This window comes from Duganella sp. GW821-FHT01E12 (assembly GCF_059422325.1).
The window spans coordinates 295,877-317,143 of the sequence record NZ_JBWKWR010000002.1 but is presented as its reverse complement, the minus strand read 5'-3'; the positions used below and the strand labels follow the sequence as shown (position 1 = coordinate 317,143).

22 protein-coding genes are annotated in these 21,267 nt (G+C 66.0%); 1 reads left to right on the top strand and 21 read right to left on the bottom strand.

Going from position 1 to position 21,267, the window contains the following annotated elements:
* Positions 1–45: 45 nt before the first annotated feature.
* From fliR to fliF, 13 genes are all read right to left on the bottom strand, one after another.
* Positions 46–888: a flagellar biosynthetic protein FliR gene (fliR, locus tag AC07WS_RS06730; protein ID WP_494728306.1), complete on the bottom strand. Its 843-nt coding sequence runs from the start codon at positions 886–888 to the stop codon at positions 46–48.
* Positions 889–984: 96 nt separating this feature from the next.
* A complete protein-coding gene (fliQ, locus tag AC07WS_RS06725) occupies positions 985–1,254 on the bottom strand; it encodes a flagellar biosynthesis protein FliQ (protein ID WP_494728305.1) in 270 nt (89 codons plus the stop codon).
* A gap of 9 nt (positions 1,255–1,263) precedes the next feature.
* Positions 1,264–2,040: a flagellar type III secretion system pore protein FliP gene (fliP, locus tag AC07WS_RS06720; protein ID WP_494728304.1), complete on the bottom strand. Its 777-nt coding sequence runs from the start codon at positions 2,038–2,040 to the stop codon at positions 1,264–1,266.
* On the bottom strand, positions 2,030–2,725 hold the full coding sequence (gene fliO, locus AC07WS_RS06715) for a flagellar biosynthetic protein FliO (RefSeq protein WP_494728303.1): 696 nt from the start codon (positions 2,723–2,725) through the stop codon (positions 2,030–2,032). The genes fliP and fliO overlap by 11 nt, the downstream gene beginning before the upstream one ends.
* Positions 2,722–3,147, bottom strand: a complete 426-nt coding sequence (gene fliN, locus AC07WS_RS06710; RefSeq protein ID WP_494728302.1) for a flagellar motor switch protein FliN — start codon at positions 3,145–3,147, stop codon at positions 2,722–2,724. The genes fliO and fliN overlap by 4 nt, the downstream gene beginning before the upstream one ends.
* Positions 3,148–3,191: 44 nt before the next feature.
* The gene (fliM, locus tag AC07WS_RS06705; protein WP_494728301.1) at positions 3,192–4,172 is read right to left on the bottom strand and encodes a flagellar motor switch protein FliM; all 981 of its coding nucleotides are present in this window, start codon (positions 4,170–4,172) and stop codon (positions 3,192–3,194) included.
* 11 nt (positions 4,173–4,183) lie between these two features.
* On the bottom strand, positions 4,184–4,705 hold the full coding sequence (gene fliL / locus AC07WS_RS06700; protein WP_494728300.1) for a flagellar basal body-associated protein FliL: 522 nt from the start codon (positions 4,703–4,705) through the stop codon (positions 4,184–4,186).
* A gap of 205 nt (positions 4,706–4,910) precedes the next feature.
* Complete coding sequence (locus AC07WS_RS06695) at positions 4,911–6,590, bottom strand: flagellar hook-length control protein FliK (RefSeq protein ID WP_494728299.1); 1,680 nt, start codon at positions 6,588–6,590, stop codon at positions 4,911–4,913.
* Positions 6,591–6,623: 33 nt separating this feature from the next.
* The gene (gene fliJ / locus AC07WS_RS06690) at positions 6,624–7,064 is read right to left on the bottom strand and encodes a flagellar export protein FliJ (protein WP_494728298.1); all 441 of its coding nucleotides are present in this window, start codon (positions 7,062–7,064) and stop codon (positions 6,624–6,626) included.
* Between the two features lie 36 nt (positions 7,065–7,100).
* Positions 7,101–8,522, bottom strand: coding sequence for a flagellar protein export ATPase FliI (fliI, locus tag AC07WS_RS06685; RefSeq protein ID WP_494728297.1), 1,422 nt, complete (start codon positions 8,520–8,522; stop codon positions 7,101–7,103).
* 1 nt (position 8,523) lies between these two features.
* A complete protein-coding gene (locus tag AC07WS_RS06680) occupies positions 8,524–9,279 on the bottom strand; it encodes a flagellar assembly protein FliH (RefSeq protein WP_494728296.1) in 756 nt (251 codons plus the stop codon).
* Positions 9,279–10,277 carry a flagellar motor switch protein FliG gene (gene fliG, locus AC07WS_RS06675; protein WP_008451337.1) on the bottom strand — a complete coding sequence of 333 codons (999 nt, stop codon included), beginning with the start codon at positions 10,275–10,277 and terminating at the stop codon, positions 9,279–9,281. The genes AC07WS_RS06680 and fliG overlap by 1 nt, the downstream gene beginning before the upstream one ends.
* A complete protein-coding gene (gene fliF / locus AC07WS_RS06670; RefSeq protein WP_494728295.1) occupies positions 10,270–12,021 on the bottom strand; it encodes a flagellar basal-body MS-ring/collar protein FliF in 1,752 nt (583 codons plus the stop codon). Before fliF ends, fliG begins: the two co-directional genes overlap by 8 nt.
* Positions 12,022–12,249: 228 nt before the next feature.
* Between fliF and fliE the strand changes: the two genes are divergently transcribed.
* The gene (gene fliE, locus AC07WS_RS06665) at positions 12,250–12,594 is read left to right on the top strand and encodes a flagellar hook-basal body complex protein FliE (RefSeq protein ID WP_117011627.1); all 345 of its coding nucleotides are present in this window, start codon (positions 12,250–12,252) and stop codon (positions 12,592–12,594) included.
* Here fliE and AC07WS_RS06660 read toward each other — a convergent pair.
* The 8 genes from AC07WS_RS06660 to AC07WS_RS06625 form a co-directional block, all read right to left on the bottom strand.
* Complete coding sequence (locus AC07WS_RS06660; protein WP_494728294.1) at positions 12,591–13,349, bottom strand: flagellar brake protein; 759 nt, start codon at positions 13,347–13,349, stop codon at positions 12,591–12,593. The genes fliE and AC07WS_RS06660 overlap by 4 nt on opposite strands.
* 8 nt (positions 13,350–13,357) lie before the next feature.
* Complete coding sequence (locus AC07WS_RS06655) at positions 13,358–13,690, bottom strand: EscU/YscU/HrcU family type III secretion system export apparatus switch protein (protein WP_494728293.1); 333 nt, start codon at positions 13,688–13,690, stop codon at positions 13,358–13,360.
* Complete coding sequence (gene fliK, locus AC07WS_RS06650; protein WP_494728292.1) at positions 13,687–15,270, bottom strand: flagellar hook-length control protein FliK; 1,584 nt, start codon at positions 15,268–15,270, stop codon at positions 13,687–13,689. Before fliK ends, AC07WS_RS06655 begins: the two co-directional genes overlap by 4 nt.
* A gap of 14 nt (positions 15,271–15,284) precedes the next feature.
* Positions 15,285–15,614, bottom strand: a complete 330-nt coding sequence (locus tag AC07WS_RS06645; RefSeq protein WP_494728291.1) for a flagellar protein FliT — start codon at positions 15,612–15,614, stop codon at positions 15,285–15,287.
* A gap of 3 nt (positions 15,615–15,617) precedes the next feature.
* Positions 15,618–16,055 (bottom strand): flagellar export chaperone FliS, encoded by a 438-nt coding sequence (gene fliS, locus AC07WS_RS06640; protein WP_494728290.1) that lies wholly within the window; start codon positions 16,053–16,055, stop codon positions 15,618–15,620.
* Between the two features lie 28 nt (positions 16,056–16,083).
* Complete coding sequence (gene fliD, locus AC07WS_RS06635; RefSeq protein WP_494728289.1) at positions 16,084–18,774, bottom strand: flagellar filament capping protein FliD; 2,691 nt, start codon at positions 18,772–18,774, stop codon at positions 16,084–16,086.
* Between the two features lie 249 nt (positions 18,775–19,023).
* A complete protein-coding gene (locus AC07WS_RS06630; protein ID WP_494728288.1) occupies positions 19,024–19,413 on the bottom strand; it encodes a flagellar protein FlaG in 390 nt (129 codons plus the stop codon).
* A gap of 93 nt (positions 19,414–19,506) precedes the next feature.
* Complete coding sequence (locus tag AC07WS_RS06625; protein WP_494728287.1) at positions 19,507–21,084, bottom strand: flagellin N-terminal helical domain-containing protein; 1,578 nt, start codon at positions 21,082–21,084, stop codon at positions 19,507–19,509.
* Between the last annotated feature and the right edge of the window lie 183 nt (positions 21,085–21,267).

Sequence of the window (21,267 nt, the reverse complement as noted above, 5' to 3'; positions counted from 1 at the left end):
TTGCCTCATGGAAACCAAAAATCACTGGCTGGCTATTGAATTTCGCTATGGCCGCGGCGCCGGAGGTTGAACCGGCAAGCTTGCCGGTTTGGCCGTCGCGGGGCGCTGGGACCAGGTGCGCGGCATCAGCCGCACGCGTTCTATGCCATCCAAAAACAGGTTTTGCACGGGCGTCGCCAAGTACGGGAGCGTCGTGGCGATGACCAGCAAACCTACACCTAAGGTGATCGGAAATCCGATCCCGAACAAATTCAGTTGCGGCGCCGCGCGTGTCAGGATGCCCAGCGCGACGTTGGTAATCAGTAAAGCCGCCACGATGGGCAGCGACAGCTGCACACCGGTGCTGAAAATCTTGCCGCCCCAGTCGGCCAGCTGCTTGAAGCCGCCCCCGTACACCGGCGAGGCCGACACCGGCAGCGTGTAAAAGCTCTCCACCAGCGCCGACAGCAGCACCAGGTGGGCGTTGACCGCCAAAAACGTCATGGTCGCCACCAGCGCCAGGAACTGGCTGATCGCCGACGAGCGGCCCTGGGTGTTGGGGTCGAAGAACGTCGCGAACCCCAGGCCCATGGTCAAACTGGAGATTTCTCCCGCCATCTCCACCGCCGCGAACACGATGCGGATGCTGAAGCCCATCGCCAGCCCGACCAGCATTTCCTGCAGCACGATCAGCAAGCCGGCCAGCGAGGTCGGATCGGCGGCCGGCAGCGGCGGCACGGCCGGCGCCACCACCATGGCCAGCAGCACGCCCAGGCTGATCTTGACGCTGGCCGGCACGCTGGAGTTGCCGAACAGCGGGGACGCCGCCAGCAAGCCCAGGATGCGGGTAAGCGGCCACAGCAGACCGGCGATCCACAGGTTGATATCGGCAGTGGAGAACGAAATCATGAGGCGTTTTCCCTATTTATTTCCACCGAGCATCTACCTTCTTATTTTAAATCAACTTCTTATTGAATCGTAAATTGTTACATATTGGCAAAATGTCTAGCCGACCAGGCCGGGGATGCCGCCGAAGATCTCGCGCATGTAGTCGAGCATGACCGACAGCATCCACGGCCCGGCCACCACCAGCGCCACGAAGATGCCGACCAGCTTGGGGATGAAGGACAGCGTGGCCTCGTTGATCTGGGTGGCGGCCTGGAAGATGCTGACCACCAGGCCGATGATCAGCGCCACCAGCAGCATCGGGGCGGCGATCATCAGGGTCACCTCCATCGCATGGCGGCCCATCGTCATCACGCTTTCGGGTGTCATGGCGCGCTCCTAGTAAAAGCTCTGGGCCAGCGAGCCGAGCAGCAGTTGCCAGCCGTCCACCAGCACAAACAACATCAGCTTGAACGGCAGCGAGATCACGGCCGGCGACATCATCATCATCCCCATCGACATTAAGACAGAGGCGACCACCATGTCGATAATCAGAAATGGAATGAAGATGGCGAAGCCGATCTGGAACGCGGTTTTCAGCTCGCTGGTGACGAAGGCCGGCACCAGGATGCGCAGCGGCACGTCTTCCGGCCCCTGCAGCGCGGGACTGCGCGACAGTTTCACGAACAGGGCCAGGTCGGCCTGCCGGGTTTGCTTCATCATGAAAGTTTTTAACGGCGCCGCGCCCTTGTCCATGGCCACGCTCATGTTGATCTTGTTTTCCTGCAGCGGCAGATAGGCCTCAGTGTAGATCTTGTCGAAGGTGGGGCCCATGACGAACAGCGTCAGGAACAGCGCCAGCCCGACCATCACCTGGTTGGGCGGCGCGGACTGCGTGCCCAGCGCCTGGCGCAGCAGCGACAGCACGATGATGATGCGGGTGAAGCTGGTCATCAGCAGCAGCGCGGCCGGGATGAAGGTCAGCGCCGTCATCAGCAGCATGGTCTGGATCGGCAGCGTGTAGCTGGTGCCGCCGCCCGGCGCCGGGGTGGCGTTGAAGGCCGGGATGCCGATGCTCGAATCGGCGCCGGCCGCGAGCGGCAGGGCCAGCGCGGCCAGCATCAACAGGGATTTGACGGCCGTAGCCAGGGGGAAGCCGGCCTGCTTATTTGCCATTGCGCTTGTCGATCGTTTGTTTGAACCATTCGGCGAAGTTGGCGGTCGGCAGCGCGGCGGTGGTGGCCGGTTCGCTGCTTTCCTGGCGCGGCATGGTGGCCAGCGCGTTCATGCGGCCGGGCGAGGCGCCGACCACTATCCATTGTTCGCCCACTTCCACCACCAGGATGCGCTCGCGCGCGCCCACGCTAAGCGCGCCGACCAGCTTGACGTTGCTGTTGCCGCCGCCGAAGTTCTTGGGGCCGAAGCGCTTCAGCAACCAGGCCGCGCCGATCAGCAGGGCCAGCACGAACATCAGCGCGAAGGTGGTCTGCAGCAGGCCGCCGCCGGGCGAGGCCGGCGCCGCCTGCGGCGTGGGGATGGTCATCGCCAGCGGGCCGGCGGGGGCCGCAGTGGCCGCCGAGCCCGGCGCGGGCGCCGCTGCCGTAGAGGCGGGCGCATCGGCCGCAACGCCGGCGGGCGGCGCGGCCGTTGCCCCGGCGGCCGGCGGGGCCGTGATGGCGGCTGCGGCGGCAGGCGGGGCGGCGGGAGCAGAGCCGGCGGCAGCGGCAGGCTGCGCGGCCACGGCCGTTGCGCTGGCCGCGTGCTGGCCGCCGATGGTGCCCGACACGCTGCGCTGGGCCATTGCAGGCGCGGCGGCCAAGGCCGCCGCGAGGATCAGGGTTGAGCTCAGTCCGTGCTTCATTTATTCAGTTTTCGGATACGTTCGGACGGCGTGATGATGTCGGTCAGGCGGATACCGAACTTGTCGTTGACCACCACCACCTCGCCCTGGGCGATCAGGCAGCCGTTGACCAGCACGTCCATCGGTTCGCCGGCCAGGCCGTCCAGCTCCACCACCGAGCCCTGCGCCAACTGCAGCAGGTTCTTGATGGCGATCTTGGTGCGGCCCAGTTCGACCGTCAGCTGCACCGGGATATCGAGGATGAAGTCGATATCGTTGTGGGTCTCGGTCTTGCTCGGCGTGTTGGAAAAGTCCGTGAACACGGCGGCGCTGGCCGCCTGGGCCTGCTGCTTCTCCAGCGCGGCCGCCTCGGCCTGGGCCTGCTCGGCGATGGCCGCGCCCCATGGGTCGTCGTCCATCGTATCGTCTTGATTATCCGACATGCTTCTCTCCTGTATTGCGGTCACCGGCGGCGGTTGCGCCGGCGTTATTTGATGTTATCGGCATTGGCGAGCAATTTCTCCACCTTCAGCGCGTATTGTCCGTTCATCACGCCGTAGCTGCAATCCATGACCGGCACGCCGTCGACCGTGGCCGACAGCAATTCCGGGATGTGCAGCGGGATGATGTCGCCCACGCGCATGTTGAGGATCTCGTCGAAATTGACCTTGGCCGTGCCCAGCGAGGCGACGATTTCCACCTCGGCGATCTGGATCTGCTGCGTCATCAGGCGGATCCAGCGCTTGTCCACTTCCAGCGCCTCGCCCTGCAGGCTGGAGGTCAGCGAATCGCGGATCGGCTCGATCATCGAGTACGGCATGCAGAAGTGGATCTGGCCGGACACCGATCCCAGCTCCACCGTGAAGGTCGACGCCACCACCACCTCGTTGGGCGTGGCGATGTTGGCGAACTGCGTATTCATTTCCGAGCGGATGTACTCGAACTCGACCGGATAGACCGGTTCCCACGACTTAGTGTAGGCCTCGAACACGATGTCGAGGATGCGCAGGATGATGCGCTGCTCGGTCTGGGTGAAGTCGCGGCCCTCGACGCGGGTGTGGAAGCGGCCGTCGCCGCCGAACAGGTTGTCCACCAGCAGGAACACCAGGCCAGGATCGAACACCATCAGCGCGGTGCCGCGCAGCGGCTTCATGTGCACCAGGTTGAGGTTGGTCGGCACCACCAGGTTGCGGATGAACTCGGAATACTTGGAAACCCGCACCGAACCCACCGACACCTCGGCGCTGCGGCGCAGGAAGTTGAACAGGCCGACCCGCAACAGGCGGGCGAAGCGCTCGTTGATAATCTCCAGCGTCGGCATGCGCCCACGGACGATACGTTCCTGGGTGGCCAGGTTGTACGTTCGTACTCCCGCGACGTCTTCCTGCGCCTGGACATCGTCCTGGTCGCCGTTGACGCCCTTCAGAAGGGCATCGACTTCTTCCTGGGAGAGAAAATTATCAGCCATGATGATTCAACTTACTGAATGATAAACGAGGTGAACAGCACATCTTCGATGTCCTGCGGCGAGCCGCGGTCCTCGAAGGGTTCCTTGAGCTGCGTGATGATTTCCTTGGCCAGCTGGACCTTGCCGTCCGGCGTGTTGATGTCCACGGCGCGCTTGCTCGACAGCAGCAACAGCATGCGGCTGCGCACCTTGGCCATATTGTTCTTGACGTTTTCCTTCTCCTCCAGCCCGCCCACTTCCAGCGTGAAGGCGATCTGCAGGTACTGGTCGGCGCCGTTGTCGCCCGGCTGCAGGTTGACCGTGAACGGTTCCACCGGCACGTATTCGGGCGGGCCGGCCTTGACCTTCTTGGCGTTCTTGTGCTTCTTGGCCGGCGCCTCTTCCTCGGCCGCGTCGCCTTTGCCATGCAGGAAGAACCAGGCCGCACCGCCGCCGGCCGCGCCCAGTACCAGGACCGCCGCCAGGATGATGATGATCAGTTTTTTGCTGCCGCCGCCGGAGGGCGCCGCTTCAACTTTCTGATCGGCTTTCATTTTTGGGTTCGCTTTCAAAATTGCCCTTGCATGATGCGGAAGTGGAACATGACGCCATTATGTCATTATCGGTTGGGACTGCGGCATTGCATACGTCGAAAAGAGGGGCGATCCGGGTACTGCTTGAGGTTTCCGTAGTGAAACAAACAACAAAACCGGGAAGGCAGGGTGGCCGCTCCCGGTTTTCGTCGCTGCCGCGGCGGGATCAGGCGAAGGTGTCGACCGCGCCGGCCGGTACGCGGCGCGCCGGCGGGGCGCTGCGCGGCACGTCGCCGCCGCTTGCGCTGTCGCCGCCGAAGCTGGCGCCGGAACGGCCGCCGCCCCCGTGGCCGCCGCCGTTCTGCGCCGAGCCGGCCTGCTGGTTGAAGCCGTTGTTCTGGTCAGACATGCCGGCCGAGACGGTGGCGTTGCCCAGCTGGATGCCGGCCTCGCTCATCATCTCGCGCAGCTTGGGCATGGCCGCTTCCAGCGCCTGGCGCACTTCCGGCGCGGCCGAGCTGAAGGCGGCGGTGGCCTGGTCCTTGTTCACGCTCAGCACGACCTGCAGCGGGCCGAGGTCGGGCGGATTCAATTCCATGGTGGCGCTCTGCTCGCCGCCGGCCGCCATGAAGATGATCTTCTGGCCCAGTTGCTGGTCCCAGGCCTGGGTGCCGACGCGGCTGCTGAGCTTGTCGGTCGGCACGGCGGTGACGGCGGCCTTGGCCGCCTCCAGCGCCGATTGCGCGCTCGGCGCGATGGTGATGGCCGGGCCGGCCTCCTTCAGCACCGGCGCCGCCTCGGTCGGCTGGGCGGTCTTGCCGTTGAAGACGGGCTGCAGCGGATCGGACTGGCGCGGCGTGGCGTGGGCCACGTCGGCCGGCTTTTCCATGCCGGGGCCGGCCTTGATCGGGGCGGCCGGGTCGGCCGGCGTGGCCGGCGCGGCGTCGGTGGTGTCGGCCAGGGTGTCGATGACCGGGCCGTCCGGCACCGCGCTGGCGGGCTTGCTGTCGGCGACGGCGGGCTTGACGGCGTTGGCGGCCGTGGTGGCGGCGGCGACGGTGGCGCCGGCCGTGGTGCTGGCGGCGGCCTTGGCGGCTGCGGCGGCCGCATCGGCGGCGCTCTGCGCGGCCGAGCCGGCTTTGCCCAGGGCGGCCTTGAAGTCGGCGGCGGCGTTGGCGTTGGCGTCGGCGCCGGCCTGGGCGGTTTTCAGCGTGTCGGCGTCCAGCGCTGCGGCGGCGGGCAGGGCGGCGGTGGCGTTGGCGTCCACGGCGGGGGCGGCCGCGTCGTCGGTGCCGGCGCCGGCGGCGGATGCGGCTGTCGCGGCGGCTGCCGCAGCGGCGGCTTCGGCAGCCAGGGCGGCGGCGCTCACGGCGCCGGTGCCGGCGTTGCCGGCCGAGGCGTCGGCCGCGCTGGCGACTGGTGCGGCGGCCGGCGCCGCCGGTTGATTGAAGGCGGCCACCAGGGCCAGCATGTCGGCGACCGGATCGGCCTGGGCGGCCGCTTGCGCATCGCTGGCCGCGTTCGTTGCGGACTCGTCGGCGCTGGCATTGCCATCCTTGCCGGGGTTCTTGGCCGGCGCGGGCGCGGCGGGCGCCGCCTGGCTGTCATTCTTGGCGACAGCCTGGTTGTTGTCGGCGGCGTCGGACTGCTGGTTTTGCGCCGGGGCGGGCTTGGCCTGCTCGGCCGGCTTGGACGCGGACGGGCGCGAGGCGGCGGGGCGCTCGGGCGCCTTGGCGACGATGGCGGGGCCGTTATTGGCGTTGCCGGCCTGGCGCTGGTCCATCTCGCGCGACAGGGCGCGCTGGAAGGAGTTGTCGGCGCCGCCGGCGTTCAGATTCAGGTTGACCTTGGGCGCCGCCACCGCATTGGCGTTCAGAGTGGGAATTTGGAGATTCTGGGTTTGCATGATCGCGCCGTGTCGGTTGGTTGCGTCTAAATGTCAGCGTTTGTAATACGCCTGCCGTGCTGCATGTTCATCCATCTGCTTCTGGTCGCGCTTGTTTTCCAGCTTGAGCGCCTCGGCATCCGCCCGGTCGTTCAGGGTGGAGTAGGACATGCGCTTGCGTTCGCTTGCCTGCCAGGCGGCCTTTTCCTGCTCGCTGCGGTACTCGGCGTGCTTGATCATGTCCAGCTGGCCCTTGACCGCCACGTCCAGCTTCTCCATGAAGGCCTGGAAATTGCGGTAGGCCATGGGCGTGATGCCGGCCTGCTGCGCCGCCTCGAAGCGTTTCGCATACTCGTCGCGATAGCCGGCCAGCATCTGGTGCTTCTGCTTGGCCTCGTCCACGGCCTTGAGCGAAGCGCCCAGCCGCTTGGCGGCGTCGTCGGTTTCCCGGCGCGCCAGGTCCATCAGTGTTTCAAGTTGCGCTTTGGAAGCCATGATGCGTCAATTATAGGTGGCGGTTGCCGGCGTCAATCAGTCGAACAGAGAGGTAAGTTGGGCCAAGCTCTCGCCCATGGTCACCCGTTCGGTGATTTGCTGCTGGAGGAAATTCTCTATCCGGTCGTGCAACTGGATGGCCTGGTCGAGCACCGGATCGCTGCCGGGCGCGTAGGCGCCCACGCTGATCAGGTCGCGGCTGCGCTCGTAGCGCGAGAACAGTTGCTTCAGGTGGCGCGAACGGGTCTGGTGCTCGGGCGAGGTGATCGAGTGCATGGCCCGGCTGATCGACTGTTCGATGTCGATGGCGGGGTAGTGGCCGGCCTCGGCCAGGCGGCGGTTGAGCACGATGTGGCCGTCGAGGATGGCGCGCGCCGAGTCGGCGATCGGATCCTGCTGGTCGTCGCCCTCGGTCAGCACGGTGTAGAAGGCGGTGATCGAGCCGCCGCCCATCTCGCCGTTGCCGGCGCGCTCGACCAGGATCGGCAGCTTGGCGAACACCGACGGCGGATAGCCCTTGGTGGCCGGCGGCTCGCCGATGGCCAGGGCGATCTCGCGTTGCGCCATGGCGTAGCGGGTCAGAGAGTCCATGATCAGCAGCACGTTCTGGCCCTTGTCGCGGAAGTGCTCGGCGATCGCGGTGGCGTAGGCCGCGCCCTGCAGGCGCATCAGCGGCGGCGTGTCGGCCGGGGCCGCCACGACCACGGAGCGGGCCAGGCCTTCCTCGCCCAGGATCTGCTCGATGAATTCCTTGACCTCGCGGCCCCGCTCGCCGATCAGGCCGACCACGATGATGTCGGCCTCGGTGTAGCGCGCCATCATGCCCAGCAGCACCGACTTGCCGACGCCGGAGCCCGCGAACAGGCCCATGCGCTGGCCGCGGCCGACGGTCAGCATGGCGTTGATCGAGCGCACGCCCACGTCCAGCGTCTCGGTGATCGGCGCGCGCCCCAGCGGGTTGGCGGGGCGGGTGTTGATGGGCGCGCTGTCGGAGGCGTGCAGCGGGCCGAGGTTGTCGAGCGGGCGGCCGGCGCCGTCCAGCACGCGGCCCAGCAGCTCGGGGCCGACCGGCAGGTGGCGCGCGCGGTCGCTGGGGCGGCGGCGCGGGTGGTTGACGGTGCCGGGGCGCGGTATGGCAGGCTCGACCGGGAACACGCGGGTGCCCGGCACCACGCCCTCGACGTCGCTTTGCGGCATCAGGAACAGTTTTTCGCCCTCGAAGCCGACCACCTCGGCCTCGATCTTGCCGCCGGACGGCAGCGGCACGGTGCAGGCGGCGCCCACGGCCAGGCGCAGGCCGACCGCCTCCATCACCAGCCCGGCCACGCGCGTGACGCGGCCCGACACCTGCATCGGCTCGACGAAGCCGACCAGCGCGCCGCAGTCGTGCAGATAGGATTTCCAGCGGCCGGCGTGCGGGCTGGCGGGAGCGGGGGCGGGTGGCGCGACGGCGTCCATATCAGGCCAGCCAGTCCACTTCTTTGCCGAGCGCGTGGCTCAGGCGCTGCCAGCGCGCGGCGGCGGTGGCGTCGATCTGGTTGCTGGCGGTGTCGACCTTGCAGCCGCCGCGGCCGACCTGCGGATCCTCGACCACGCGCCAGCCGCCCTTGTCGAGCTCCTCGCCGATGCCGGCGCGCACCACGGCGGCGTCGTCGGGATGCAGCACCAGCAGCGCAGGCTGTTGCAGCACCGGCAGGTATTCGATGGCCTCGCGCACGATCGGCAGGATCAGCTCGGGCTTGACCTGGAAGGCGTTCTTGAGCATGCCCTTGGCCAGCTGCAGGGCCAGCTCCAGCACGTCGTTGGCGATCAGCTGGTCGGCGTCGTGCAGGGCGTTGCTGAAGTTGGCGGCGAGGGCGCGCACCTGCTCCAGCTCCTCGGCCGTGACCAGCTTGCCGGCCGCGAGGGCGTCGGTGTGGCCGGCCGCGTGGCCCTCATCGTAGCCGTCCTTGCGGGCTTCCTCGCGGATCGCCTCGAGTTCCTCGACGGTGGGGTAGTCCATCGGCGGCGGCAGCGGCGGGCCCATTTCCAGCGCCTCCTGCTGCTCCATCAAGGCGTCCTGCACGCGCTGCTCGGCGTCCAGGCGCGCCTGTTCGGCGTCGCGCTCGCGCTGCTCGGCCTCGCGCTGCGCGATCACACGGGGACGCTCGTCGCCAAACGAGGTCATCTCCCAGCGCTGGAACGCCGACTGCTGTTCTTTGGGTAGCAGAGACATTAGACGAAGGAATCCTCACCTTTACCGCCAAGCACGATCTGGCCTTCGTCGGCCAGGCGGCGGACGATCTGCAGGATCTGCTTCTGCTGGGTTTCCACCTCGGACAGGCGCACGGGACCCTTCGATTCCAGGTCCTCGCGCATCATTTCCGACGCACGGGCCGACATGTTCTTGAAGATCTTGTCGCGCAGCTCCTGCGACGCGCCCTTCAAGGCGATGATCAGCATTTCGGACTGCACCTCGCGCAGCAGCAGCTGGATGCCGCGGTCGTCGATATCGATCAGGTTGTCGAACACGAACATCTCGTCCATGATCTTCTGCGCCATGTCGTTGTCGTAGTTCTTGATGTTGTCCATGACCGAGCCTTCCTGCTCGCCGGACATGAAGTTGAGGATCTCGGCCGCCGCGCGCACGCCGCCCAGCGACGATTTCTTGATGTTCTCGTTGCCCGACAACAGCTTGGTCAGCACGTCGTTCAGTTCGCGCAGCGCGGCCGGCTGCACGCCGTCCAGCGTGGCGATGCGCAGCACCACGTCGTTGCGCAGGCGGTCGGTGAAGTGGCCGAGGATCTCGCAGGCCTGGTCGCGCTCCAGGTGGACCAGGATGGTGGCGATGATCTGCGGGTGCTCGTTGCGGATCAGCTCGGCCACGGATTGCGAATCCATCCACTTCAGCGACTCGATGCCGGACGCGTCCTTGCCGCCCAGGATGCGCGACAGCAGCACCGAGGCCTTGTCGTCGCCCAGCGCCTTGGTCAGCACCTGGCGGATGTACTCGTCCGAGTCCAGGCCCACGGTGGAGGCGGCCGCGACCATGTCGCGGAAATTGTCCAGCGTGCCCACCACTTCCTCGTGCGGCACGTTCTTCATGGTCGCCATGGCGGCGCCCAGCTTGAGCACCTCGCGCGGGCCGAGGAACTTCATCACCTCGGCGGCCTCGCTCTCGCCCATGGCCAGCATCAGGATGGCGGCCTTTTGCAGTCCGGTATTCTCAGTCATTTGCGCCTATCCATTCTTTGATCACGTTGGCAACGATGCGCGGATCCTCGGTGGCCAGCTTCTTGGCCATGGCCAGGTTCTCGCGGTAGGAGCGCACGGTGTTTTCTTCCATCTTGCGCAGTTCTTCCTCGGCGATGAGGGCCTCGTCCGGGCCTTCCTCGACCACTTCCTCCGGCTCTTCCGGCTCCGGCTCCGGCGCGTTGATCTCGTCGATCTTCTTGAACACCGGACGCATCATCGGCTTGACGATGCGCAGCACGATGTACAGCAGGATCAGCGCGGTGATCAGGAACTTCGCCAGGTCCTTGGCCATCGGCAGGTTGGCCGGATCGCGCCACCACTCCGGCGGCGGTTCGAACGGCTTGTCGACGCCGTCGAACGGCGAATTGGCCACGCTGACGGCGTCGCCGCGGTCCTGGTTGTAGCCCATGGCCTGCTTGACCAGGTCGTTGATCTTGACCATCTCTTCTGGAGTATAGGCCTTGATGGTGACTTTGCCATCCTTGCCGATGATGCGTTTGTAGTTGACCACCACCGCCACCGTCAGGCGGCGCAGGCCGCCCATGCCGCGCTGTTCGTAGCGCACGGTCTTGTCGACCTCGTAGTTGGTGGTCGATTCCTTGTGGCTCGGGCCGGTGGCCGTCGTGGTCGAGGCCGCGCCCGGCGGCGTGCCCGGCGCCGGCGCGGTGCCGGTCGGCGAGCCGGCGGTCTGGGTCAGCGGCGCGGTGGCCGTGCCCGGCGGCTGGTTCGACAGCGCGCCCGGAATGCCGCCCGGATTGGTGCTGCCGTTGTTGCCGTTGGTCTCGCTGCTCTGCTGGCTGCGGATGGCCGAGGCAGCCGGCGGCGAGTTCGGCTTGTAGGTCTCGGCGGCCTGCTCGATCTGGGCGAAGTCGACGTCGGCGGTGGCCTCGGCGCGCACATTGCCCTCGCCGACGATGGGGATGATGATCGATTCGACCTGCTTGATGACCTGCAGCTGCATGTCCTTGACATACTTGAGCTGGGTCTCGTCCATGTTCTTGGCGTTCAGGCCGCCGTTGCCGTTCTTGTTCTGGTCGGAGATCAGGTTGCCGGCCTGGTCGATGACGCTGACGTTGGCCGGCAACAGCTCCGGCACGCTGGAGGCGACCAGGTGGACGATGGCGGCGGTCTGGGACGGGTCGAGCTGGCGGTTCGGGTGCAGCGTGACGATGACCGAGGCGGTCGGCTTCTGCTGGTCGCGCACGAACACGGACGGCTTGGGCAGCGCCAGGTGGACGCGGGCGTTCTCGATCGCGGCCAGCGACTGGATCGAGCGCGCCAGCTCACCCTCGAGCGCGCGCTGGTAGTTGACCTGTTCGAGGAACTGGGACACGCCCAGCTTCTGGTTCTCCATCAGCTCGAAGCCGACGTTGCCGCCCTTGGGCAGGCCCTGGGCCGCCAGTTTCAGGCGGATGTCGTGCACCTGGTCGGTCGGCACCAGGATGGCGCTGCCGTTCTCCGAGAACTTGTGCTTGACGTTGAGCTTGTCCAGTTCTGCCGTGATGGCGCCGCCGTCGCGGTCGGTGAAGTTGGAGAACAGCACGCCGTACTCGGGCGGCTTGTTCCACAGCCACAGGCCGAGCAGGATGGCGACGATGGCCGCCGCGCCGGCCGCGCGCAGGAAGTTGCGGCCCATCGGGGTCTGGATGAAGGGCAGCTTCTCGGCACCGTCATCGGCGGCGTCGGCTGCTGTGTCGTTGTCGAGTGGTTCGGCTACGGCCATGATGATAGGTTTCCGGTGCGTGGTTCTAGAGAGGATGAGCCATTATTGCCTGATCGCGGGCGAATCAATCGGCCAAACAGAGCGCCATTTACGGTCCTGCTCGGCCAAGGGGACTGGCTTTGCCCTTGGTATTCTGTCAGCACTGATAGAGCCGTGCCGTATTGTAACGCCGCGCCCGGCCGTGTCGTGGAAATTTGTTCCATGGCAGCAACAAGATGGGAGTATGCGATGAAGACAGGTGGAATCGACGGGAGCCAGATCCAGGCCATGATCGCCCAGTTGAAGGCGCACGCCACGCGTCCGGGGCTGACGCCGCCGGTGATCAAGACCGAGCCGGCGCCGGCGGCCAAGGTGGAGTTTTCCGACGCCCTGAAGAACGCGCTCGACGGCGTGAACGCCAGCCAGGTGCAGGCCGACGACATGGGCAAGAAATTCGCGATGGGCGACGACAGCGTCAGCCTGTCGGACATGATGGTGTCGATGCAGAAGGCCAGCATCAACTTCCAGGCCACCATCCAGGTGCGCAACAAGCTGGTGTCAGCCTACCACGACATCATGAACATGCAGGTTTAGATCAGGCCGGCGATGCGGGCGTTGCGTTCGCGTTCCAGCTTGGTGATGTAGCGCTGCACGTACGACAGCATGCCGCGCGAGATGCCGACGAACTCGCAGCCCAGCCGCCGGTTGGTCTTGTTGTTGAGCAGGGTCAGGTCCAGCGAGTTGCGGATCTGTAGCGACGTCGCCACCTGGCCGATCTCCGGCAGGTCGATGCGGCAGTCCGGATACTCGCGGCCGATGGCGTCGCCCAGCATCATCTTGTTGTCGAGGATGGCGATGCCGCCGCAGCTGATATCGGCCAGCGGGAAGGTGGTGTTGCCGCCCAGCTCCTCCGGCAGCGGGATCAGCACCCGCACCGGATTGGTCACCGGCGTCGAGATGCGGTAGTACTCGCGCCGCTGCAGACGGATCAGCGTCGGCGGCACGGCGATCTTGAACGCCGGATTGCCTTGCCAGGTGGCGGTCTCGATGCGGTCGGCCGCGAACAGGATGCGCACCTTGTCCAGCGTGGTCTCGAACGACAGCCGGCGCGACGCCAGGATGCGCTTGTTCTGCTCGCGGTCGATCGAACAATCCAGGTAGACCGTGTTGTGCGGCTCGTCCACTTCCAGGATGGAGGTCACGCAGACGTCGGCCTCGCCCTGGATCAGCATGCGGATCAACTGGTTTTTTTCGCCGATACCGCGCAGCAGGGAAGTGATTTCCTTCCGTGATTCGACTTCAAAATCGTGCCAGTTTTCCAATTCCGCATCCTGAAAGTGTGGGTACATCGTTCGCGTCAAATTTCTGTGAGGGGGATGCCGGTGTCGGGCGCCGCCGGAAGCGGCAGGCCGGACTTTTGCGCTGCTTCAATATAATATAGCCACGCTAATAGTTCCGCAATCGTCCGGTAGAGCGTGGGCGGAATCTGTTGATCCAGGTCAACGTCCATCAACAAAGAGACAAGTTCCTTGGACTCGTGGATGAACACGCCGGCCTCCAGCGCCACGCTGATGATCTGCTCGGCCACCAGCCCGCGGCCCTTGGCCACTACCTTGGGCGCGGGCGCGCCGTTTTCGTAGGTCAGGGCCACCGCCTGCTGCAGCGGACGGCGCGGCAGGTCCTCGGTCATGGCGCTTCCTGGGCGATGGTCAGCGAGGACAGCGGCGCGCCGGCCGCCTCCATCGCCTGCTCCAGCTGGCCGGCGTAGGCGCGCAAGGTGTCGGCGGTGCCGCCGTCGTCGGCTTGCACCTGGATATGCACCTGGCCGCCGATCAGCGTGACCGACGCCGACACCGCGCCCAGCATCGGGAAGCGGAAGCGCACGCCGCTGCGCCAGATCTGCTCGGGCTCGCCGTCGGCGCCGCCCTGGTCCTGGCGGCCTTCGCGCTGCTCGCGGCGGATTTCCCATTGCATCGGCTGGCCGGGCCAGGCCTCGCCGTTCCACTGCACCCGGCCTTGCTCGTGCGTGTGCAGTTGCTGGTTGATCAGCTGCGCCGCGCTCAGGTCGGGGCCGTTGGCGGCGGCGCGCGCGGCGGTCTCGCCGCCTTGCAGCATGCGCTGCATCTGCGGCTCGCGCATCAGCTCGGGCAGGGTGCGCTCGCCCTTGGCCCATTCGGTGACATGCGATTCGTAGAACAGGCCGCTTTGCGAGATGGTGTCCTGCAGCTTTTGCGCCAGCTGCTCGGTGGCCGGCGCGGCGTTGCCGAACAGCGCGCTCTTGCCGATCAGCGCCAGTTGCGCGGCGCCGCCGCTCTGCGCGGTGCTGAGCACGGTGGTCAGCACGCGGGCGGCGTTGCTCAGCGTGGCTTGCGGCGTGTTGGGGTCGAGGTCGGGCAGCTCGTTGGCCGGCGTCAGCGGCGCCTTGCCCAGCAGCGTGGCGGCCAGGCTTTGCGGCTTGACGGCGTCGGCCGGGACGGCGCCGCCGGTGGCTGGTGTTGCGACTGCCGCGCCGGCCTGGGCTGCTGCGCCGGTGGCTGCGGTGGGCGGCATCGCGGCCATGCCTGGGAGATTTGTGGCCGGCGTCGCGGTGCCGGCGGTCGCCGCAGGCGCGGTGCCGGCGGGACGGCCGGTTGTCGGAGTTTGATTGTCGGCGGCATCCGCGCCGGCTGCGCCGGCAGAGGCGCCTGCCGCCGCGTCGGCTTGCGCGCCACCGGCAGCCGGGCTGGCCGCATTGCCGGCGGCCGGCTGCGTGCCCGGCTTGGGCTGGCCCGGCACACCTTCCGCTTCCGCCGGCACGCCGGCTTCGGCGTCGGCCGCGCCGGGCGTGGCCGGCTGGCCCGGCGTGGCGTTGCCGGCCGGTTGACGTGGCGTGCCCGGCAAGTTGGGCGGCGCGTCCTGCGACGGCAGGGTGGGGGAGTAGAGGCCGGGGTCGGCTTCGGCGGTGTCGCCGTAGACCAGCGTGGTTGAGCTGCCGGGGTTGCCGTTACCGAGCTGGAAAGTGGGGCGGGGACTGGCGGTCAGCACGGTCAGCGGCACGTCGGCGCCGACCCGCACTTCCGGCGGCAGCATCATGCGCACGGCGTTGTCGGCCACGCGGACCAGGAAGCTGCCGTCGTTGTACTTGGACAGCACCTCGGCCGTGACCGATTGCCCGACCAGGCTTTGCAGCGCGCGCTGGAAGGCGGCTTGGCGGCCGTCGCCCACCGGCGCGGCGCCGCCGACGCCGGCGGCCGGGCCGACCGGCAAGATGGTGACCGCTGGCGGCAACATGGCGCGCCCCTGCTTTAGACGCTGCCGTAGGCGTTAATCACGCGCCGTTCAGTGCCGGTGGAGTTGATCAGTTTGGACAGTTGCGCCATCCACGGCATGGTCAGGTCGCGGATCTGGCGGTCGGCGTTGAGCATCTGGCGGATCAGGTTGATCTTGCGTTCGCGCTCGGCACCCTGCATCGGCTGTGCCGGCTCCTGTTCGCGCAGCGCCTGCACGTGGGCGGCGCAGCGCTGCTCCAGCAGCACCAACTGGTCCCAGTCGCTGCGCGTGGCGGCCTGCACCATCTGTTCGGTCAGGTCGGCCATGGCGGCGTACACGGAGAGGATATCTTGGCTGGTCATCATGAATCAGGCGCTCGCGAGATTGGTGGTCGGGTGGATGCCGGTGGCGGCAGGGGTGTCGGCGATCGCATTCCAGGCGTCGCGCAACTCGGTCAGCAGGCGCTGCACTTCCTCCAGGATCGCTGGATCGTTGTTCAGGTTGGCCGTCAGCAGGCGCGCGCTCATGTACTCGTACAGCGCGTCCAGGCCCTCGGCGATGTCGCCGCCGGCCTTCTTGTCGAGCGCGGCGCGCAGACCGCTGTCGATGATCATGATGGCCTTGGAGATCGATTTGCCTTTCTCGCCGATGTCGCCATTGCGCATGCCGTTCAATGCCGCGCTCAACGCCACCAGGGCGCCGTCGAACAGCATGACGATCAGCTTGTGAGGACTGGCGGCTACCACGCCGGTTTCCATGCCAACCTTGGCATAGGCATGCACGCCAGTTTGTCGCGATCCGAACATACTCTGTCTCCTGTTAAAGCGTCAGCGGCTATTGCTTGGACATAGCCGCGAACTGTTGCGCCAAGAATGACGCGGTGGTATTCATGCTGGCGATCGAGGTATCGAGCGCCGAGTACTGTGCGCGGTAACGCGCTTCGATGTCGACCAGGCGGGCGCTGAAGGCGTCCTTCTGCTTGGAGATGTCCTTGACCGAATTGTTCAGTCCGGTGGTGCGATCGGTAATCGCGCCCTTGGCACCCAAGTAGCCCGCCGCCAGCGCGTTGAGCTGATATGCATAGCCCTGCGAGAAGCCGAAACTGCCGCGCGAGCCAACGGCATCGCCGGTGACGGTTAGCTTCAAGCCGTCCACCGGTGCGCCCGGCGAACCGGTCAGGGTCTGGCCGCTGCCGGTGGCGGTGTAGCCACCGATGGTGCCGGCTACGTCCAGGCCATCGACCGACGCGCCGGTGCCGAAGACGGCCGAGATGTCGGTGCCGGTGGCCGTGGCGATGTGGATGTTCGATTTCGAACCATAGTTGGTCGAGGCCAGCTTGAGCTTGCCGTCGTCGCCGACGGTGGCGGTGACGGTGGCGCCTGCGTTGGAAAACGCGCTGACGCCATTGATCGACGATTGCAGCAAGGTGGCCAACTGGCTGGGGTTGTAGCTGCCGGCCGGCAGGGAAATGGTGGCGGTGTTGGCCAGCGTCGGCGGCGTGGTGTCGTTCAGCGTAACGGTCCACGTGGTGTCCGCATCGATCACGGTTTCGGCCGGCAGCACGTTGGTGCCCTGTAGCGTACCCTGGGTTGCCAGTTGGGTGATGTTGATCGCGTAGTCGCCGGCCTTGGTGTTGGTGCCGGAGCTGGAGAACTTGACGTCTGGATCGGAGCCGTGGCCAACCGCCGCGAACAGGCCGGCAATGTCGTTGAAATTATTGGTGACGGCTTTTTGCAGCTTGGAGTTGTCCAGGGTCAGCGAGCCATCCTTCTGGAAGGAGATGCCAATCTGCGATAGATTGGTCAGGCTGGTGCCTTGCAGGCCGGTGATCGAGGTGCCGAGTTGGCGTCGGATCGAGGCCTGCAGATTGCGCAGCGTCGGATCGCCCAGCAGCGGCCCCCCGGTCTTGGTGTCGGGATCGTATGCGCCCAGCTGCTTGATCTGGTTGTTCAAGTCGTTGTACGCCTTGACAAAGCCGCTGACTGCAGTTGTGAGCGAGCCGCTGTCTTTGCTCACCGACAGCGTCGAGCTGCCGACCTTGAGTGCGCTGATATTGATGCCAGAGATCGCGCCGCCGATGCTGGTGCTGGAACTGGTGACGGCAATGCCGTTGACGGTGGCCAGCGTGTCGGCCGCTGCGGATTTCTGGCTCAGGTTCTGCACGCCGCCAGGATCGTAGCCGAGCAGCGAGACCAGATCCGGGTCCGGTGGATTGCCGCCGGACCCGGCCAACGTGATCTTCATGGTCGAGGTGGCGCCAGTTGCCGTCGAAGTCAGGATCAGGTGGTTGGGCGTGGCAGTGGTGCCGGTGGAGCCGTCCGAGACGATGCTGGCGGTGACGCCGAAGTTCCCCTTGTTGATCGCGGCCAGGATGCCCTGCAGCGTGTTGTTGCTGCTGTCGATGACGATATTGCCGCTGGTGCGGGTCGAATCGGCGCTGAAGCTGGCGCCCAGGTAGGCGCCGCCGACGCCGGCCGTCAAGCCGGCGCCGGCCGGATTGGTGCCGCCGACGCTGATCGGGCTGCCGTCGGCCGAGACCAGCGAGATCGAACCGACCGCCGTGGTGCTGGAGCCGATATTGGCCGTGCCGCTGTTGCCGATGCCACCCGTAACGGTGCCGGTGACGGCCTCGGCGATGGCGATGTTGCTGCCGTCGGCGTTGGTGAACTGCAGCGTGCCGGCGGCGGCGGTGCCGGTGACGGTGATGTTGGCGTCGGCCAGCGCGCGGCTGACGGCGGTGTTGCCGGTCAGCGCGGCATCGATCGAGGCGGCGCTGACGCTCCCTGCGCCGCCGCCGGCGACGCCGGTCGCCTGGGCGGCGATCTCCACGCCGCCGACGGTCAGCGCATAGGTGCCGCCGCCGCTGGTATCGATATTGCCGAAGGTGGAAGCGCCGGCGGCGCCGAACAGCGTCGCGCTGGTGACGGTGGGCGCGGCCTTGGCGGATACGCCGGTGGTGGTGCTCTTGGCGTTGATGGCGTCGGCCAGCAGGCGCGCGCTGCGGGTGGTGCCGTCGCTGGCGATGACGGTGTTGTTGATGCTCAGCGAGCCCGGCGACAGGCCGCCGCTCGACAAGCTGGCGCCCAGCTGCGTGCCGGTGATGCCGAAGCTGCCGCCGCTGACGGTGCCGAGCGAAAAGTTGATCGTGGTCTTGGCGCCCAGGCCGATCGCCGCAGTGGTGGTTTTGTAGCCGCCCGAGGCCAGCGTCTGCGATTGCGCGAGCTGGTTGATGTTGACGCGATAAGTGCCCGGCTGAGCGGTGCTGCTGGCGGTGGCGGTCATCACGGTGGCGTCGCTGGGCGTGCTCACCAGCGTCTGGAAGCTTGACACCGAGGTCAGTCCCGCCAGCACCCCTTGGAAGCTGCCCAGCGCACCGGACAGATTGCCGAACGCGGACACTTGGGCCAGGTAGCTGGCCGACTTCTTGTCGTAATCAGCCAGCGGCGCAGACTCTACCGCCATCAGCTTGCTGACGATTTCGTCGACTTTGATGCCAGAGCCGATGCCCGGTGAAGAGATGCCCACGATGTGCTCCTAAGTAAAGCAATAATATAAGACAATATCGGCAGAATCAAACCGGACTTGAGAGGGAGGAATACCTGCCAGTTCAGGCAAAGCTGAAAAAACGGGCAGATGTCGGCGGTACGGAAGGGACGTGGCGCGATGCCGTTGCGGGTCAGGCCCGTCAGATTCTATGTGATGCGACAACGTGGCGCTCCCAAGGATCAGGATGCCATGAAGGTAGAAAAAGCGGCGCGCGCAAGCGCGGCCGCTTCAGGCGGTCTGCTGGATCAGCAAGCCGGAGTTGCTGGACTTGGACTCCAGCGATTTGGCGATTTCCAGCGCCTCGGGCGAGGGAATCTGGCGCAGCACTTCCTTGGTGTTCTGGTCGATCACCTTGACCACGGTGCGCTTGGTGTCGCTGTCGACCGAGAACTCCAGGCCTTGCGACTTGGCCTGCGCCGACTTGTTCAACTGCGACACGGCGTGGTTGACTTGCTCCAGCGTCGGCACGTTGGCCGGGCCTTTGACAGCGGCCGCCGTTTCCACGGCAGTAGCTGGCGCGCGCGCGGCGCCCTGCGCGGCGACATCGCCGCCGGCGGCGCTGGCCGGGCGGTCTACTGGGCGGGGCTGGGTAGCCGAGCCGATGGTATCGATAGTCATGATGCTTCCTTTGTGAAAAATCCCCGACTGAATAAATCAGCCGGGGAACCTAGTCAGAGCTGCGGCGCTCGTCCGCCGTCTCTTCCCCGGATTTTAGCCACGCAGCAGGGACAGCACGCCGTTCGGCAGCGAGTTGGCCTGGGCCAGGATGGCGGTACCAGCTTGTTGCAGGATCTGGCCGCGGGTCAGGTTGGCCGTTTCCGACGCGAAGTCGGTATCTTGAATCCGGCTACGCGAAGCGGACAAGTTCTCCGTCGTCGTGTTCAGGTTCGAGATGGTCGAGGCGAAACGGTTCTGGATCGCACCCAATGCTGCGCGGTTGCTGTTGATCTGGTTCAGTGCCGAGTCGATGGTTTTCAGGGCCTTGTTGGCGCCGTCCACGGTCGACACGTCCACCTTGGACACCGATTGCAGGTCCGAACCGGTGGAGCCGTTGACGATGGTCTGGGTCGGGGCTGCCGAAGCGACGGTGAAACCGCTGTCGGACGAGAAGTTCAGCTTGCCGCCAATCGTGATGCTGGCGGTGCCACCTTGGGTTGGTCCGGCCTGGGCGAATGCGGCCACCGCGGCGGTGTTACCCACGGCTGGCTGGTCGGTACCGCGGATAGTGGTGCTTTTCAGCAGGTCATCGCCAGCAGCATTGGTGTTGTTGATCTCGATGTCGGCGCCCGATGCGTTGGACAGCTGCAGTTCTTTAACGCCGGTGGTGCTATTGGTCTTGATGCTGGCCGAAATGCCGGTGGTGCCGGACTGGGCATTGACAGCCTGTGCCACTGCCGACAGATCGCCGCCCTTGACCTTGGCCGAGATGGTGACTGCAGTCGAATTGGCATCCGCTTCCAAGGAGTTATCGCCTCGCAAGGTGAACTGCACCGAGCCGTCGACGGCGGTCGACAGGCCGGAGATGGTGGCGGAGGTGCTGGCCGAGGCGCTTACACCACTCTGAGCCGACAGTGCGTTGACGCTCGCGGCAATCTTCTTGGCGCTGTCGCCGGCCGCAATGCTCACATTGGTGGTGATGCCGCTGCCGGAGGTTACGTTCAGCGTGTCGGCTGCCTGATTGTTGGCCAGGTGACCGCCAGCGACTGCTGGGGTGCCAGCGGCAGTCGCATCCGACAATGTGCCGCCGGTGCTTTGGAAGAAGGACGACAGCGTATTATTGCCGATATCAGTGGCCTTGGCCGACTGCACGCCGATGTTGATGGTCTGGCCCGAGTTGGCGCCGACCTGGAACTGGGCCGAAGTCAGCGAACCGTCCAGCACGTTCTGGCCGTTGAACTGGGTCGACGTGGCGACGCGATCGAGCTCGCCCGACAGCGCCGAGACCTCGTTCTGGATCGACTTGCGGTCGGAATCGGAGTTGGTGCCGTTGGCGGACTGGACTGCCAGTTCGCGGATACGTTGCAGCAGATCGCCTGCGGTGCTCAAGCCACCCTCGGCCGTTTGAGCCAGCGAGATGCCGTCGTTGGCGTTACGTGCAGCCGTGGTATTGCCGCGAATTTGCGAGGTGAAGCGCTCGGAAATCGCCAGGCCGGCGGCGTCGTCTTTTGCGCTGTTGATGCGCAGACCGGAAGACAGGCGTTGCAGGGAAGTCGACAGCGAGGCTTGCGACGTGGTCAGGTTACGTTGCGAATTCAGCGATGCAATATTAGTGTTAATGACTTGTGCCATGATGTTTCTCCAGACTTAATACTTCGATTCGGCGATATGCTCAGTTCCCATTGGTCTGTCTCCACGTTCCGAGACATTCAAACCGCTGTTGTAACTGGTAACGGTTGCCCTATGGGAAAATTAAGGGGTAAAAAGCCGGGAAATTTTCTGCGGCAGGCCTAAAGTTCATTCGCTATGCCCGTT